The following is a 16,322-nucleotide window of genomic DNA, read 5'->3' as shown; positions in this document are numbered from 1 at the left end:
GAAGCCGTGAGATGCCTCGTCACCGGAGCCACCGGATACATCGGCGGGCGACTGACGCCGCTGCTGCTCGCCGACGGTCACACCGTCCGCTGCCTCGCCCGCAAGGCGGTGCGGCTGCGCGACGTACCCTGGGCCTCCGCGGCCGAGATCGTCGAGGGCGACCTGAGCCGGCCGGAGACGCTGCCCGCCGCCTTCGCCGACGTGGACGTCGCGTACTTCCTGGTGCACTCGCTGGGTCGGCCCGACTTCGAGTCCGTCGACCGGACGGCCGCGACCAACTTCGCGGCGGCGGCCCGCGCGGCCGGCGTACGCCGGATCGTCTACCTGGGCGGTCCGCTGCCGGCGACCGACGCGGCCCCCTCGCCGCACCTGCGCTCCCGGGCGGAGGTGGGCCGGATCCTGCTGGACAGCGGGGTTCCCACGGCGGTGCTCCGGGCTGCGGTGATCATCGGATCGGGCTCGGCATCGTTCGAGATGCTGCGGTACCTGACCGAGCGCCTGCCCGCCATGATCACGCCGCGCTGGGTGCGGAACCGGATCCAGCCGATCGCCGTCCGCGACGTGCTGAACTACCTGGTCGGCTGCACCGCGCTGCCGCCGGAGGTCAACCGGGGCTTCGACATCGGCGGGCCGGACGTGCTGACGTTCCGCGAGATGATGCAGCGCTACGCCCGGGTCGCCGGGCTGCGCCGGCGGATCATCGTGCCGGTCCGGGTGCTGACCCCGTCGCTCTCCTCGCACTGGGTCGGCCTGATCACCCCGGTGCCGAACGCAATAGCCCGCCCGCTGGTGGAGAGCCTGATTCAGGAGGCTGTCGCGGACGAACACGACATCGCCCGGTACGTGCCGGACCCGCCCGGCGGGCTGACCGGCTTCGACGACGCGGTGGCGCTGGCGCTGGCCAAGGTACGCGACGCCCAGGTGGAGACCCGCTGGTCGACCGCGAGCGGTCCGGACGCGCCCGCCGAGCCGCTGCCCAGCGACCCGGAGTGGTCCGGTGGCACCGCGTACACCGACATCCGGGAGCGGGCGGTGGACGCGTCACCGGCGGCGCTCTGGCGGGTCATCGAGGGCGTCGGCGGCGAGCACGGCTGGTACTCGTTCCCGCTGGCCTGGTCGATCCGCGGCTGGCTGGACCGGCTGGTCGGCGGCGTCGGACTACGCCGGGGCCGACGCGACCCGCACCGCCTCCAGGTCGGCGAGGCGCTGGACTTCTGGCGGGTCGAGGAGATCGTCCCCGGCGAGCTGCTGCGGCTGCGCGCCGAGATGCGGCTGCCCGGCCGGGCCTGGCTGGAGATGCGGGCACTGCCTGCCGACGGGGGCCGCAGCCGCTACCAGCAACGCGCCGTCTTCCTGCCCCGCGGCCTCGCCGGGCACGCCTACTGGGGCTCGGTGGCCCCGTTCCACGCGGTGGTCTTCGGCGGAATGGCCCGCAACATAGCCCGCAACGCCGAACAAACCCCCTGACCCCGCCCCCGCCCCGCCCTCGCGATCTTGCACTTTCAGTCGGGATGAAAGGGACCTGGAGCGCAGAACGGCGACACAAAGTGCAAGTTCGCGGGACCGAGGGGGTCAGTTGCCTCCCCGAGGGTTGGTCTGCTGGAAGGCGGCCTGCTCGCTCGGGGGGACGAAGTCGCGGACCGGCTGGTCGCGCAGGGCGACCGACAGGACCTCACCCACCGCGTCCACCATCCGCGCCTGCACCGCCTGACCGACCGCGTCGCGGGGGTCGTCAGGGTTCGCCGCCATCGACGCGACAGCGAGCTGCGGGGTGAACGCCACGACCGTCTCCGTCTCGTACCGCTCCGAACTGCCGGTCTTACCGGCCACCGGCCGGCCGAGCCGGGCGCGCAGGCCGGGTGCCGTGGCGCCGTCGCAGCGCCCGTACATCGACTGATCGCCGACCGGGCAGCGGGCGGCGTCGGCGGCCGCCCGGGCCACGTCGGTGTCGAGCACCTGCCGGCAGTCCGGTTTCGCGGCGTCGACCGGCCGGCCACCCGAGTCGGTGATCGAGACGACCGGCAGCGGCGCGCACCAGGTCCCCTCGGCGGCCACCGTGGCGTACGCCGTGGCCAGGTCCAACGGGGTCGTCGCGGCCACGCCCAGGGTGAACGGACCCCAGTCCTTCGCGCCGTACCTGGCGAGCCGGGCGTCGGAGTCGGCACGCAGCACGATGCCGAGCCGCTCGGCCATCTCGACCACCCGGTCGGCGCCCACCCGCTCGGTGAGCCAGGCGAAGTAGGTGTTCACCGAGCGGCCGAACGCGGTCCACATGGTGCGTGGGCCGTCCATCGACGAGGGGCTGGCGTTGGCCGGGCACCAGCGGCCGTCGCAACTGCCCGGGCCGGTCACCGGGAAGCGGGTGAGCAGCTGGGTGGGCGCGACGAAGTCCGTCGACAGCGGCATCCCGGACTCCAGCGCGGCGAGCAGGGCGAAGAGCTTGAACGTGGACCCGCCCTGGTACCCCTCGATCGCGCCGCCGCCGGCGACCAGCTGGTTGACCGTGTTCGGGTGGTTCTTCTGCCCGACCGGGTTGTCCTCGACGCTGTAGTTGCGGTTCACCGACATCGCCAGCACCCGGCCGGTGCCGGGCTGCACGACGACTGTCGGCACCGCCCGCGCCTCGGTCGGCCGGTAGATCCGCAGGACCTGCTCGGTGGTGGCCCGCTGCACCCCCGGGTCCAGCGAGGAGACGATGGAGAACCCGCCCCGGCGCAGCGTGCGTTGCCGCTCGTCGGCGGTCGACCCGAACGCCGGCTGGTCGCTCCACCACCTGGTGAACCAGTCGCAGAAGAACCCCCAGTCGTTGTTCCCGTCAGGTACCGCCGTGCAGTCGTTGGGGGTTTCGCTGGGCCGTAACTGCAACGGCTCGGCCCGGGCCGCAGCCGCCGCCTCCGCCGACACCTGGCCGGTCTCCACCAACTGCTCAAGTACGTACGTCCGCCGGTTCAGGGCGCTGTCGGCGTCCCCGTTGATCGGGTCGTCGCTGTCCGGGGAGCGGACCAGGCCGGCCAGCAGCGCGGCCTGGGCGAGGGTGAGGTCGGCGGGGCTGCGGGAGAAGTAGCGCTTGCTCGCCGCCGCGATGCCGTACGCGCCGGCGCCGAAGTAGGCGATGTTCAGGTAGCGGGTGAGGATCTCCTCCTTGTTCAGCTCCCGCTCCATCGCCAGGGCGTACCGCATCTCCTGGAGCTTGCGGGCGGTGGTGACCTCGGTGGCGGCCCGACGCTGCCGCTCGGTCAGCCGGGGGTCGCTGCTCAGGACGTTGCGGACGTACTGCATGGTGAGCGTGGAGGCGCCCTGCCGGGTCTGCCCGTCGCGCTTGTTGACAGTGAACGCGCGCACCACACCGCGCAGGTCCACCCCGCTGTGCTGGTAGAACCGGACGTCCTCGGCGGCCACGATCGCCTGGCGCATCACCGGCGCCACCTCCCGCAACGGCACGTCCCACCGGTCCTCCTGGTAGAAGGAGGTGATCAGGGTGGTGCCGTCGTTGGCGTAGAGGTTGGAGCGCTGCGCGGTGGGTGGCGTCCGCAGGGTGTTCGGCAGCTCCGAGTAGGGCGTGGACAGGGCGCTGAAGCCGATTCCGAAGACCAGGGCCGCGGGCAGGGCGGCCACGGCCAGCACCAGCCCGGCCAGTACGCCGGCGATCACCACGGTCAGCAGTTTGTCGAGATGGGCCCGGATCATCAGCTCTCCCCGCAGGAGCCGGTCACGCTAGGACCCGTTCAGAATGACCCGGAACGCCCCTTTCGCCCCGGGTTTTCACCAAACCCGGAGGAAACTCGCACGGCGCTCAGGGCAGCAGCGCGCCGACCAGCGGGTGGACCGTCTCCTCGATCTCGTCGGCGACCCGGCTGAAGCACTGGTCACCACGACCCCACGGGTCGTCCAGGTCGTCGGTCGGCAACGCCGAGACGCCCAGCCGGGCGTCCTGCGCCGCGGCCACCAGGGCCACGCCCCGGGCGTACACCGCCTCCGGGGTCGCCTCGGCCGGCGGCAGCGCGCTCGCGTCCACCGCCGCGAGCAACCGGCCGAACTCGCCGAGCACGAACGTGCGGGCCGCCGCGTCCGGTCGCAACGCCACCACGTACTCCTGCTGGTCGGCGGTCGCGGTCAGCACCAGGTCGGCCGCGTCGATGTGGTCCGAACGCAGCTTGCGCGCGGTGAAACCCTCGACGTCCCCGCCGCGCCCGACGACCTGCCGCGCCGCCGGCGGGTTCATCTCCTCGCCCGCGTGCCAACCACCCGTGCCGGCGCTGTGGCTGAACAGCAACTCCTCCGCCCGCGCCGGGTCCTGCTCACGCCGCGCCAACCGCTCCCGCACCGCGAGGGCGAGCAGCCGCTCGGCCATCGGCGACCGACAGATGTTGCCCATGCAGACGTGCAGCACGGTGAACGGGGGCACTCAGGCCCCCTGACTGTCGACGAGATCCGGAACCACGTCGCGCAGCTTCTCCAGCGGGATCGCCCCGGCCCGCAGCAACTGCGGCACCTCACCGGTCAGGTCCACGATCGTGCTGGGCACCGGATCCGGGCAGGGACCGGCCTCCAGGTACGCCCGCACCGAGTAGCTGAGCTGGTCGCGCGCCTCCTCGGCGGTCACCGCGGCGGGCTGACCCGTCTTGTTCGCCGACGACACCGCCATCGGACCGGTCTCCCGCAGCACCTCCAGGGCCACCGGGTGCAGCGGCATCCGCACCGCCACAGTGCCCGTCTTGTCGCCCAGATCCCACTGGAGGCTCGGCGAGTGTTCGACGACGATCGTCAACGCACCAGGCCAGAACGCCTCCACCAGGTCACGCGCGGCGGTGGGCAGCGAGAAGACCAACCCGTCCAGGGTGTGCCGGGACCCGATCAGCACCGGCGGCGGCATCTGCCGACCCCGGCCCTTCGCGTCCAGCAGCGCCTTGACCGCGTACGGGGTGAACGCGTCCGCGCCGATCCCGTAGACGGTGTCCGTCGGGAGGACGACCAGTTCGCCGTTCTTGACCGCCTCGATGGCCGCAGCGATGCCGCGGTCCCGATCGGCGGGCGACCGGCAGTCGTAGAGCATCACGAGGAGTCAGTCTGCCACGCCGCCGCGCCCGGGGCGTGCTGGCCGTCCGCCCGTCGGGACGCGGTCGCGTACCGGGGCCGGCCGGCGAGGTCCCGATGCTCCGCCACGGCGGTGAACCGGCCGTCCGCGACGAACAGGCCGGGCACCGCCGCGCCGTGCGTGTCGTCGTGCTCGACGCCCACCACGCCGTCCGGGCGCAGCAGCGCCGCCGCCCGGCTGATCACCGGCCGGATCACCGCCAGGCCGTCCGCCCCACCGAAGACCGCCTCCGCCGGGTCGTGCGCGGCCACCTCGGGCGGCACCACCACCTCGACCGGCACGTACGGCGGGTTGCAGAGCAGCACGTCCACCCGACCGGCCAGTTCCGCCAGCAGATCCGGCGCGGTCACGTCCGCCTCGACCACCTCGATCGGGCGGTCCCCCGCCGCGGCCCGTTCCGCCGCGTTGCGCCGCAGCCACGCCAGCGCCTGCGGGGACCGCTCCACCGCCACCACGCGTGCCTCCGGCAGCTCCTGCGCCACCGCCAGCGCGATGGCGCCGGAGCCGCTGCACAGGTCCACCACCAGCGGATCGGGTCGGGTCTGGGCCTGCTCGACGCCCCAGCCGGCCAGCAACTCCGTCTCCGGTCGGGGCACGAAGACACCCGGGCCGACCGCCAGCTCCAGGTGCCGGAACGCGGCCCGGCCGGTCAGGTGCTGCAACGGCTCCCGCCCGGCGCGCCGGCGGACCAGTTCGTCGAGCCGCGCCAGCTCGTCGGCGCCCAGGTCGTCGGCGAGCGCCAGCCGGCCGCGCGGCACCCCCAGCACGTACGCCGCCAGCAGTTCCGCCTCCACCCGGGCCGGGCCCACCCCCGAGGCTTCGAGCGCCCGGGCCGCGCGGGCCACCGCGGCGGACGGACGGAGCCGCCCTGTCCCTTCAGGGGGGTGTTGCGGCAGAGTGGTCACGCGATAATCATGATGCGTCGCGGGCTACGTGACGAACGGGTGCGCCGAGACGCACACGACAGGAGGTCGGCGGGTGGGCTGGCTCGACCGGGTCGATGACCAGGTTGACGCCCTGACGCACGCCCGGGCGTTGCAGGAGGCCAGCCGCTCAGCGGAGGCGTACGGGCTGCTGGAGCGGGTGATCCGCACCACCAACGACCCGGCGGCGCGAGCGGACGCCATGGTGCAACGCCTCTCCGCGCTGATCAATCTCGGTCGGACGGCGGAGTTCACCAGGGCCATCGAGGAGGCGTCGGCGGCGGTCCGGGACCTCGCCGAGCCCTACCTGCACGGGCACCTCAACGCCCTTGCGGCGCTCGCCGCGCACCACCAGGGCGCACTGGACCGCTGCGTCACCCACCTGGTGAAGGCCGCCCGGGCGCTGAGTGCCGTGGAGGACCCGGACCGGGACACCGCCTGGGGCTGGCACGACCTCGCGATGGCCTACAGCTACCTCAGCTTCCACGGGTACGCCCTCGGCGCGATCGAACGCGCCCGGCAACTGGGCGTGACCTCCGGGATCCCCGAGGAGACGTTCGCCGCGCCGGGCATCCGGCTGCGCAACGCCGTGGCACTCGACCACAACGGCGACAGCGACGGCTGCCTGCGGGTGCTCCGCGACGTCGCCGCCGATCTGGCCCGGTTCGTGCACAACGGTCGCGCCGACCGGCTGCGCCCGAGCAGCCTCGCCGCGTACGGGTACGCGGCGGCCCGGCAGGCCGCGCTCGGCGACCGGGTGGAGCCGACAGCCGACACCCACCCGTCCCACCTGCTCCAGAACGGCGGTGACAGCGCACGGGCGCGCGACATGCGGCACCTCGGGCAGGTCTGCCTGGCCGTCGCCGCCGGCCGGCCGATCGAGGCGGTGGCCCGGCTGGACACCGTCCGGGTCTCCACCGAGACGCTCGGCGCGGCGGAACCGGCCCGGCTGCGCAGCATCGCGCTGGCCCGCGCCGGGGACCACGTGGCCGCGCACCGGGCCGACCGGCTGGCGTTCCGGCTGGCCGCGCAGCGCAACGACCGGCTGCGCGACGTCTACATCGACGGCATCGCCGCCCGGATCGACCACGAGGAGATGCGCCGCGAGGCGGCCCGGTTCGAGGGTGAGGCACTCACCGACCCGCTCACCGGCCTGCCCAACCGCCGCCGACTCGAGCGGTACATCACCGCTGTGGTGACCCGCGGCGAGCGGGTGGTGATCGGCGTCTGCGACCTGGACGGGTTCAAGGCGGTCAACACCCGGCACGGGCACCACTCGGGCGACCTGGTCCTGCAACGCATCGCCGGGGTGATCAACCGGGTGATGCGCCGGGGCGACTTCGTGGCCCGCTACGGCGGTGACGAGTTCGTCGTGGTACTGCCGGACACCGGGATGGCCGAGGCCGCCGAGGTGGCCCGGCGGATCGAGGCGGCGGTGCTCGCCGAGGACTGGGAGTCGCTGGTGCCGGGCACCCCGGTCGGGGTGAGCATCGGCTTCGCCGAGGTCTCCGGCGGCGGTGGACTCCGCGACGCGCTGAGCGTCGCCTTCGAGGTGGCCGACCGGGAGATGCTGCGCGCCAAGTCCCGGCCCCGCGCCAGCTGACCGCCGGCCGGGTCAGCGGCGGGTCAGCTCGGTGTCGCCGGCCAGGCGGGCGGCGCGGTCGGCCTCGGTCAGGGCGTCCAGGACACCGTCCAGCTCACCGGCCAGGGCCAGGTCCAGGTTGTACGCCGTGTAGCCGATCCGGTGGTCGGTGATCCGGTTTTGCGGGAAGTTGTACGTGCGGATCCGCTCCGAGCGGTCCACCGTGCGTACCTGCGCCTTGCGGGCGTCGGAGGCCGCGGCGTCGGCCTGCTCCTGGGCGGCAGCGAGCAGCCGGGCCCGCAGGATGCGCATGGCCTGCTCCCGGTTCTGCAACTGGGACTTCTCGTTCTGGCAGGACACGACGATGCCGGTCGGCACGTGGGTGATCCGCACGGCCGAGTCGGTGGTGTTCACCGACTGCCCGCCCGGCCCGGACGAGCGGAACACGTCGATCCGCAGGTCGTTGGCGTCGATGGTGACGTCGACGTCCTCGGCCTCGGGCAGCACCAGCACCCCGGCGGCGCTGGTGTGGATCCGGCCCTGCGACTCGGTGACCGGGACGCGCTGCACCCGGTGCACGCCGCCCTCCCACTTGAGCCGCGACCAGACGCCGTTACCACCCTCGGGCACGCCCTTGGTCTTGATCGACAGCGACACGTCCTTGACCCCGCCGAGGTCCGAATCCTGCGCGTCGATCACCTCGGTGACCCAGCCGTGGCGTTCGGCGTACCTGGTGTACATCCGCAGCAGGTCACCTGCGAACAGCGCGGACTCCTCGCCGCCCTCACCGGCCTTGATCTCGACGATCACGTCCTTGGCGTCGTGCGGGTCACGCGGGATGAGCAGCTCGGCGAGGCGCTCCTCCAGAACCGGCAGGGAGGCCGCGATCGACTCCGCCTCGGAGGCGAAGGAGGGATCCTCGGCGGCCAGCTCGCGGGCCGCGGCCAGGTCGGCGCGCGCCTGCTCCAGCTCACCTGCGGCCTTGTGCAGCGGCACCAGCTCGGCGTACCGACGGCCGACCCGGCGGGCGGTGGCCTGGTCGGCGTGGATCGCCGGGTCGGCCAGCCGCTTCTCCAACTCGGCGTACTCGTCGAGGAGGCCGGCCAGACGCTCGCTGCTCATGCTGCGGATGCTCCTTCGAGGGTGCGGGCGCCGGCCGGGCCAGGCGAAAACCGGGTGGAACGCGGACGGCGCCCGCGTCCGGTGCAAAACCGGACGCGGGCGCCGAACGGGGAGTTACTTGGCCTTCTTGGCCTGAACCTTGGCGTACTTCTGCTGGAACTTCGCGACCCGGCCGGCGGTGTCGAGAACGCGCTGCTTACCGGTGTAGAACGGGTGGCAGGCGCTGCAGGTCTCGACGTGGATCGCCCCGCCCTTGGCGGTGCTGCGGGTCGTGAACGTGTTGCCACAGGAGCAGCTGACCTCGGTGGTCACGTACTCCGGGTGGATGTTTGCCTTCATCTCGCCTCGGTCCTCTCGTTGGTGGTCGCCGGGTCGCCGTCACCGCTCGTCGCGCCGTACGCGACGGGCTCGGGCGTGAACCGGAACCGGTGGCCGATTGACCAGTGTGCCATGGGCCTGAGCCGACCCGGCAATCGGGCCGCACACCTCGTCCGGCATCGTCAACACGTGCCCACCCGTCCGCATTCCCGACGCCCGGCGGGGCATTCGTCCACCCGACGAACCGCAGTCGCGTGCCCCGCCGGGGGTACGCCCGTCGAGCCCGAGAGGCGCCGATGACCCGACTGATCGCCACCCGTGGCCTGCCCGCCTCGGGCAAGACGACGTTCGCCCGCACGCTCCAGCCGTCGGTGGTCCGGGTGAACAGGGACGACCTGCGCCGGATGCTGCACGGCGAGCGGCTCTTCACCCAGTGGGCGGAGGCGCAGGTCACAGTCGTGCAGCGGGCCCAGGTGGAGGCGCTGCTGCGGGCCCGGGCGGACGTGTGCGTGGACGACACCAACCTGCGGGCACGGACACTGCGGGACTGGGCCGACCTGGCCGCCCGGCACGGGGCGGAGTTCGAGGTGCACGACTTCACCGACGTACCCCTCGACGAGTGCCTGCGCCGCGACGCCGCCCGCCCGGCGGCCGAGCAGGTGGGCGCGGACGCCATCCGACGGCTGCACGACCGGTACCTGGCGGGGCGGGCCCTGCCACTGCCGGTGCCGCAGGCCCGCACCGGCCGGCCCGCCGCCGTGCACCCGCCGTCTTCCGAACCGCCGGAGATCGTCCTGGTGGACATCGACGGCACCGTCGCGCTTGCCGTGTCCCGCAGCCCGTACGACATGACCCGGGTGGGTGAGGACCAGCCGAACCCGGCGGTGATCGCGGCGGTCCGGGCCATGCACGCGGCCGGGTACGGGGTGGTGTTCTGTTCCGGGCGGGACGCCTCCGCGCGGGCGGCCACCGAGGCGTGGCTGGCCCGGCACGTCCGGGTCCCCTACCTCGGGCTGCACCTGCGGGCCGTCGGCGACTCCCGCAAGGACTCGGTGGTCAAGCGGGAGATCTACGACCGGGAGATCCGGGACCGCTACCGGGTGGTGGGCGTGTTCGACGACCGCGTCCAGGTGGTGCGGATGTGGCGGGAACTCGGCCTCACCGTGTTCCAGGTGGCCGAGGGCGACTTCTGAGGTGTGTCCGGACGGGCCCCCGGGCGCACGGGGGCCCGTCCGGACGGTTCACCGGGTGACCGTGACGGTGGCGTCGGCGAGGACGCCGTTGACGGCGACGGTGAGGCGTACCGGGGCGCCGGGCCGCAGTGCCGTCAGGGTGCCGGTGGCCGGGTCGAAGCGGGCCGTGTGCCAGGGACGCACCCCGGCCGACCCGCCGATGTGCACCCCGGGCGAGGCGGACCAGTCGGCGCTGACCGGTGCGGCCACCGGAACCGTACGCCCGCCGGGTTGGGTGAGCGTGGCGGTGACCGTCGCCGGGACGCCGACCGCCACGCTGGCCGGGGCGTTCAGCGCGAGCCGGTCCACGTGGGCGTGGAACTCCGCGTCCACCCAGGGCGGCCCCTCGGCGAGCGGGTCGCGGCGGGCCCGGTCGGCCTCGGCCGGGGTGACCGGGTCGACGCCGAACTCCGTCCAGCCGGTGAAGCCGCCCTGTTCGGCGGGGGTGGACGGGGTCTTACCCGAGTTGCCGTTGATCACGTACGGCACGCCGTCCACCCGGTCGGCGTGGAACGTGCCGACGTGCCCGCCCACGAACAGCGCGCCCTTGCCGGTGCGGTGCTGGAAGTCGGCAAGCCACTGCTCCAGCAGCGCCGCCTCCTTGCGGTCGGTGAGCTGGCTGGCCTGCGCCGGGCTGGGATCCCGCGCCGGATGGTGGTGCAGGACGACGACCGAGCCCACGCGCCTGTCGGTGGCCGCCGCGTCAAGCGTCTCGCGCAGCATCCGCACCTGGTCGAAGCCGCCGCCGCGCAGCGTCCCGGTGGACGAGTTCAGCGTGACGAAGCGGGTGCCGTTGTGGTCGAACACCCGGGAGGTCGCACCGAACGCCGCCTCGAAGTTGCTGATCGGGGCACCCATGATCTCGTGGTTGCCTGGCACGTAGTACCAGGGCAGCGCGTCGCCCAGTTCCTCGTCGAGGATCCGCCTGGCCAGCGCGAAGTCGGCCGGGTAGGCGGTGTCCACGAAGTCCCCGTTGATCAGCAGGAAGTCCGGCCGGGCCGCCTTCACCTCGCGCAGCGTCCGCCGGGCCTGGCCGACCAGGTCGCTGTCCGGGTCCGCGGCGACGAACTGCGCGTCGGAGAGCACCGCGAACCGCCACGGCGCGCCGTCCACAGTGCCGTCGCGGACCACCACCCGGTCGGTACGCGGGGCCACCGCCGGCACGTCGACCGTGGGCGGCACCTTCGCCACCAGGTCGTCGATGACCACCTCGCTTGTGTACTGCGCGGCGGCGTTCGTCTCGGCCACGTAGAAGCGGCGCACCCGCACCGGGTACTGCACACCGGCGGGCACCGCGAACTCCACGTACCGCCAGCCGGTCCAGGTGATCAGGGGGCCGCGCAGCACGTGCTGGGTGTCCTGTGCGTCGTGCAGGTGCAGGCTGGGCCACTCCCCGGTGCCGTTGCCGTGGATCCACATGCCGAACGCCTGCGGCTGGCCGGGCACCTCGATCCAGGCGGGCGGATCGGCGTACGCGGCCCTGGTGCCTGTGGACTGGCTGAAGTCGTACGACATCTTCAGGCCGGTGCCGGTGTGCCCGGGGGCCGGCGCGACCGACCCGCTGGCCCGGGCCTGGCTGAACCTCCAGGAGGCGGCGTCGTCGAAGCCGGCGACCGGCACGTCGGTCAGGCCGACGGTGACCGGCAGGACGGCGCTGGCCCGTCCGACGTGGACGGTCACCAGGGCCGAGCCGGTGTCCCGCAGCGCGGTGACGGTCAGGTTGCCGTCGCCGGTGGAGGTGATTTGCAGCAGCTCCCTGTCGTAGTCCAGCGTCACGTCCCGCGGCTCGATCGGCGCGGTGTTGCCCTCGGCGTCGTACCCGACCACGCCTACCAGGGCGTTGCCGTCGCGGCCGGTGAGGCCGACCCGGGGCACGGTGGTGCCGACCCGGGCCAGCGGGCCGAGGACTGTGAGGTTCAGCGAGCCGGTGACGCGGCCCCGCGCGGCGGTGACAGTGCTGGCCCCCGGCGCGCCCGCGTGGAACACGCCGGCGCGGTCGACCCGGCCGCGTACCGCAGGGGTGGCCCGCCAGGAGGGCGCGCCGGCCGCCGGGCCGTACGTCTCGTCGTAGCCGGCCGCGGTGAGGGTACGGGTCAGTCCGGGGAAGACGCGGTCCGGCCGGCCACCGCGCACCGGCGAGACGCCCGGGGCGACTGTGGGGTCGCTTGCCGTCTCGACCCAGTAGCCGGTGAGCCGGCCACTGCCCTTCGGCGCGTAGATCGCCAAGCCGTTGGGCACGGCCCGCTCGCTGCCGTCGGAGGGGCCGTTCTCCACCTGCACGGCCGACGCGCCCGGCTCGCGGGCCAGCAGCGTGGACGAGCCGCCACCGTCCAGGTTGAGCGCGTGGTGTGCGCCCAACTCGGCCATCATCCGGCCCATCTCGGTCTGGGTGACGCCGCGGCTGTCGACCTGACGACCGTCCACCGTCAACATGATCATTTTGCTTCCGTCGGCGCTGAACCCGACCGAGGTGCGCGGTGCCAGCGTGGGGTCGGCGATGCTCTGCACGACGCCGTCGCGGACCAGGACGCTCCCGCCACCGACAGCCGCGTGCAGGTCGCTGCCGTCGGACGACTTCGGCCGCCAGGCCACAGTGACCTGGTCGCCGGGGCGGAGCCCCGCGAGGGCGGTCGCGCCGGCGTCGCGACCCAGCAGCACGGTGCTGCCGGCGACGATCGGGCCGCTGCCGGCCGCGTCCGCCACCGCGGCCACCCGACCGCCGGTCACGGTGACCTCGACCACCCGGGCCGCGCCCTCGACGGCACGCTGCCGGGAGTACGTCCCCCACAGCTCGGTGAACGCGCCGATGCCGTCGGCCTGGACCAGGTTGTTGAACTGGGTAAGTGGGACCGGCCCGGTGGGCAGGGTCGCGGTGCCGTCGAAGTTCACCTCGATCACCCGGCCGAGCCCGTTCGCCGTGATCGCCGCCGCGTTGCGGTGACCGCTGACCGCCGACTGGATCAGCTCGCCGTCGCGGATCCCGACCCCCTGGGCGGCGCCCGAGTTGTTGATGTCGAAGAAGTCGCCGTTGACCGCGGCGACCGCGCGCGAGTCGTCCACCGCCGTCCGCAGTGGCTCGGCCCGGCTGACCGCCCCGGAGTTGACGTAGTCGACGGTGGAGCCACCGGCGAGGTCTGTGGTGAGCGCGTCGGCACGCAGCCAGCCGTCGGCGTCGTACCTGTCGAAGGAGGTGAGCTGCACGCCCGGCGCGACCGGCCGGGTGGCCTTCGTGGTCTCCAGGCCGCCGGCCGGCTCCAGACCGCCGGTGGCGGCGGCCGGCGCGGCCGCGGCGGTCGCGGCCGTCGGGTCGGCGGCGAGGCTTACCGAATCGGCCGGGTGGGACGACGCGGCAGGTGCGTCCTCGGCGGCGGTGGCCGGAAGCGCGGGCGGCGACGCCACGGGCCGGGCGGCCACGGACGGCGCCGGCGGCGCGGCGGTGGCCGGCGGCGACACGGCCAGGGCGAGCAGCGGCGTCAGCAGCAGGACACCGGTGCGACGGGCGGATCGTCTGCGGGTACGCATGGACGACAGTCAACCCGGGAGTGAATAGAAGTTTCAAGACCTGTCGACTGAACCGAAGGAAAATTCCGCCACCCCCGGCTCCTGGCCCCCGCCGAACCCCCTCTGCTGGCGTGCGAGCAGGGCCGGCCGCCCCCTCTTGGTCCCCTTTGCTCTGCTTCAACTGACGCAACACAAAGCGCCCCGAAGTGTTGCGCCGGTTGAAGCAGAGCAAAGGACGGTGGGCGGGCACGACGAAGGGGCACGGCCGCGATGGCCGTGCCCCTTCGTCGTCGGTCAACCGGAAATGGTTACTCCCCCGGCGTCGACTTCGCGATCTGCATCAGGAACTCGATGTTGGTACGGGACTGCTTGAGCCGGTCCAGCAGGAGGTCCATGGCCGCCTGCGAGTCCAGCGAGTGCAGCACCTTGCGGAGCTTGTGGATGATGGCCAGCTCCTCGGGCGCGAGCAGGACCTCTTCCTTACGCGTACCGGACGGGTTGATGTCGATGGCCGGGAAGGTGCGCTTGTCAGCGATCTTCCGGTCCAGCTTCAGCTCCGCGTTACCGGTGCCCTTGAACTCCTCGAAGATGACCGTGTCCGCCATCGACCCGGTCTCCACCAGGGCCGTGGCGATGATGGTCAGCGAGCCGCCGTTCTCGATGTTGCGGGCCGCTCCGAGGAAGCGCTTCGGCGGGTAGAGCGCGGTGGAGTCGATACCACCCGACATGATCCGACCGCTGGCCGGCGCCGCCAGGTTGTACGACCGACCGAGCCGGGTCACCGAGTCGAGAAGCACGACCACGTCGTGCCCCAGCTCGACCAGGCGCTTCGCCCGCTCGATCGCCAGCTCGGCAACAGTGGTGTGGTCCTGCGGCGGACGGTCGAACGTGGCCGCGATGACCTCGCCCTTGATCGACCGCTGCATGTCGGTGACCTCTTCGGGCCGCTCGTCCACCAGCACCACCATGAGGTGGCACTCCGGGTTGTTGCGGGTGATCGCGTTCGCGATCGCCTGCAGCACCATCGTCTTACCCGCCTTCGGCGGCGACTGGATGAGTGCCCGCTGGCCCTTGCCGATCGGCATGACCAGGTCGATGACCCGGGTGGTCAGGATGTGCGGCTCGGTCTCCAGCCGCAGGCGCTCCTGCGGGTAGAGCGGCGTGAGCTTGTAGAACTCGGGGCGGCGACGCGCCTCCTCCGGCTCCATGCCGTTGATCGTGTCCAACCGCATCAGCGGGTTGTACTTGTCCCGCCGCTGGTCGCCACTGTTGCCACCCTCGCGGGCCGCGCGGACCGCACCGGTGATCGCGTCACCACGGCGCAGGCCGTACTTCTTGATCTGGGACATCGAGACGTACACGTCGTTCGGGCCGGCCAGGTAGCCGGTGGTCCGCACGAAGGCGTAGTTGTCGAGCACGTCGATGATGCCGGCCACCGGGACGAGCACGTCGTCCTCGCCGACCTGGGGCTCACGCCCACCGGTGTCACCACCGGTCTCGGCGCGCTCGCCACGCCCACGGCGACGGTCCCGGAAACGGCTCCGCCGGCCACGCCGACCGCCGCCCTCGACGTCGTCGTCGTCGCTGTCCCGCTCGGCACGCTGGCCACGGTCGTTGCGGTCGCCACGGTCGTTGCGGTCGCCACGGTCGTTGCGGTCGCCACGGTCGTTGCGGTCGCCACGGTCGTTGCGGTCGCCACGGTCGTTGCGGTCGCCCCGATCGTTGCGGTCGCCCCGGTCGTTGCGCTCGGCCCGCTCACCACGGTCGTTGCGCTCGGCCCGCTCACCACGGTCGTTGCGGTCGGAACGCTCGGACCGCTCACCACGCTCGTTGCGCTCGGAACGGTCGCCGCGCTCGGCCCGCTCACCACGGTCGTTGCGCTCGGAACGCTCGCCACGGTCGGAACGGTCGTTGCGGTCGGCACGCTCGCCGCGCTCCGGACGCTCGGCCCGATCCCGGCGGTTCTCGCCCCGGTCGGTCCGCTCGCCGGCCTCGGCCTCGTCGGTACGAGCCTCGGAGCTGCGAGCCTCAACACCCCGATCCTCGGAGCTGCGAGCCTCGGAACCACGAGCCTCGGAACCACGAGCCTCGGAACTGCGAGCCTCGGTGGTGCGAGCCTCTGCCGTGGCGGTGCGGCTACGACGGGTACGACCCCGGCTCTCGGTCTCGGCGGCCGGCTCGGCGGGCGCCTGGTCGGCGCTGCGCCCTTCGGCTGCCGGCCGGTCGGCGGTCTCCCGCACGTCGGCGCGTACCCCCTCACGGGTCGGAGCGGCCGCAGCCGCGACCTCGGCCCGCGGTCGAGGGGTTCCGGCGGCGTTGCCGCCCTGCCGCTCGGAAATCGCGGCGATCAGCTCGCCCTTGCGCATGCGAGCCGTGCCGGAGATGCCGAGCGACGCGGCCAGGCTCTGCAGCTCTGGCAGCAGCATCGCCGACAGACCGGTGCCGCTACGCCGACGACGGGCGGGAGCGGCGGTGGTGGCATCGCCAGCGACGTTGGAAACATCCGACGTCACGTCGGTGGTGTCGCTCAATGGATTCCTTCCCTCGAT

The 16,322-nt window shown here is 73.1% G+C and carries 10 protein-coding genes and 1 pseudogene; 3 read left to right on the top strand and 8 right to left on the bottom strand.

All coding sequences use genetic code 11. The features are described from left to right. The first annotated feature begins 6 nt into the window (after positions 1 to 6). A complete protein-coding gene (locus ACZ6N8_RS21110) occupies positions 7 to 1,467 on the top strand; it encodes an SDR family oxidoreductase (RefSeq protein ID WP_466012101.1) in 1,461 nt (486 codons plus the stop codon). A 105-nt stretch (positions 1,468 to 1,572) separates the two neighbouring features. On the opposite strand, the gene ACZ6N8_RS21105 is transcribed toward ACZ6N8_RS21110, so the two are convergent. The 4 genes and pseudogenes from ACZ6N8_RS21105 to prmC all read right to left on the bottom strand — a co-directional run bounded on the left by ACZ6N8_RS21105 (position 1,573) and on the right by prmC (position 6,000). Next, positions 1,573 to 3,687, bottom strand: a complete 2,115-nt coding sequence (locus ACZ6N8_RS21105) for a transglycosylase domain-containing protein (RefSeq protein ID WP_466012099.1) — start codon at positions 3,685 to 3,687, stop codon at positions 1,573 to 1,575. A 106-nt stretch (positions 3,688 to 3,793) separates the two neighbouring features. Beyond that, complete coding sequence (locus tag ACZ6N8_RS21100; protein WP_364373914.1) at positions 3,794 to 4,405, bottom strand: arsenate reductase/protein-tyrosine-phosphatase family protein; 612 nt, start codon at positions 4,403 to 4,405, stop codon at positions 3,794 to 3,796. Next, positions 4,406 to 5,062, bottom strand: a pseudogene (locus tag ACZ6N8_RS21095) (L-threonylcarbamoyladenylate synthase); the annotation flags it as partial. Then, positions 5,053 to 6,000 (bottom strand): peptide chain release factor N(5)-glutamine methyltransferase, encoded by a 948-nt coding sequence (prmC, locus tag ACZ6N8_RS21090; protein ID WP_466012097.1) that lies wholly within the window; start codon positions 5,998 to 6,000, stop codon positions 5,053 to 5,055. The pseudogene ACZ6N8_RS21095 and the gene prmC, both read right to left, overlap by 10 nt. A gap of 73 nt (positions 6,001 to 6,073) precedes the next feature. Here prmC and ACZ6N8_RS21085 point away from each other — a divergent pair, with 73 nt between their 5' ends. Then, positions 6,074 to 7,621, top strand: a complete 1,548-nt coding sequence (locus ACZ6N8_RS21085; protein WP_466012095.1) for a GGDEF domain-containing protein — start codon at positions 6,074 to 6,076, stop codon at positions 7,619 to 7,621. A 12-nt stretch (positions 7,622 to 7,633) separates the two neighbouring features. Here ACZ6N8_RS21085 and prfA read toward each other — a convergent pair whose 3' ends face one another. Both prfA and rpmE read right to left on the bottom strand, forming a co-directional pair. Continuing rightward, positions 7,634 to 8,722, bottom strand: coding sequence for a peptide chain release factor 1 (prfA, locus tag ACZ6N8_RS21080; RefSeq protein ID WP_357989456.1), 1,089 nt, complete (start codon positions 8,720 to 8,722; stop codon positions 7,634 to 7,636). A gap of 114 nt (positions 8,723 to 8,836) precedes the next feature. After that, positions 8,837 to 9,061 carry a 50S ribosomal protein L31 gene (gene rpmE, locus ACZ6N8_RS21075; RefSeq protein WP_007464546.1) on the bottom strand — a complete coding sequence of 75 codons (225 nt, stop codon included), beginning with the start codon at positions 9,059 to 9,061 and terminating at the stop codon, positions 8,837 to 8,839. Between the two features lie 275 nt (positions 9,062 to 9,336). Between rpmE and ACZ6N8_RS21070 the strand changes: the two genes are divergently transcribed. Then, entirely contained in the window at positions 9,337 to 10,233 is an 897-nt protein-coding gene (locus ACZ6N8_RS21070) for a phosphatase domain-containing protein (RefSeq protein WP_466012092.1), read from the top strand. Positions 10,234 to 10,281: 48 nt separating this feature from the next. Here ACZ6N8_RS21070 and ACZ6N8_RS21065 read toward each other — a convergent pair whose 3' ends face one another. Further along, positions 10,282 to 13,794 (bottom strand): phosphodiester glycosidase family protein, encoded by a 3,513-nt coding sequence (locus ACZ6N8_RS21065; RefSeq protein ID WP_466012090.1) that lies wholly within the window; start codon positions 13,792 to 13,794, stop codon positions 10,282 to 10,284. 287 nt (positions 13,795 to 14,081) lie between these two features. Beyond that, positions 14,082 to 16,304: a transcription termination factor Rho gene (gene rho, locus ACZ6N8_RS21060; RefSeq protein ID WP_466012088.1), complete on the bottom strand. Its 2,223-nt coding sequence runs from the start codon at positions 16,302 to 16,304 to the stop codon at positions 14,082 to 14,084. Positions 16,305 to 16,322 lie beyond the last annotated feature (18 nt).

The organism is Micromonospora sp. NPDC047521, from assembly GCF_055587305.1.
The sequence above is the reverse complement of the archived record's forward strand: the minus strand, read 5'-3'. Positions and strand labels throughout refer to the sequence as shown.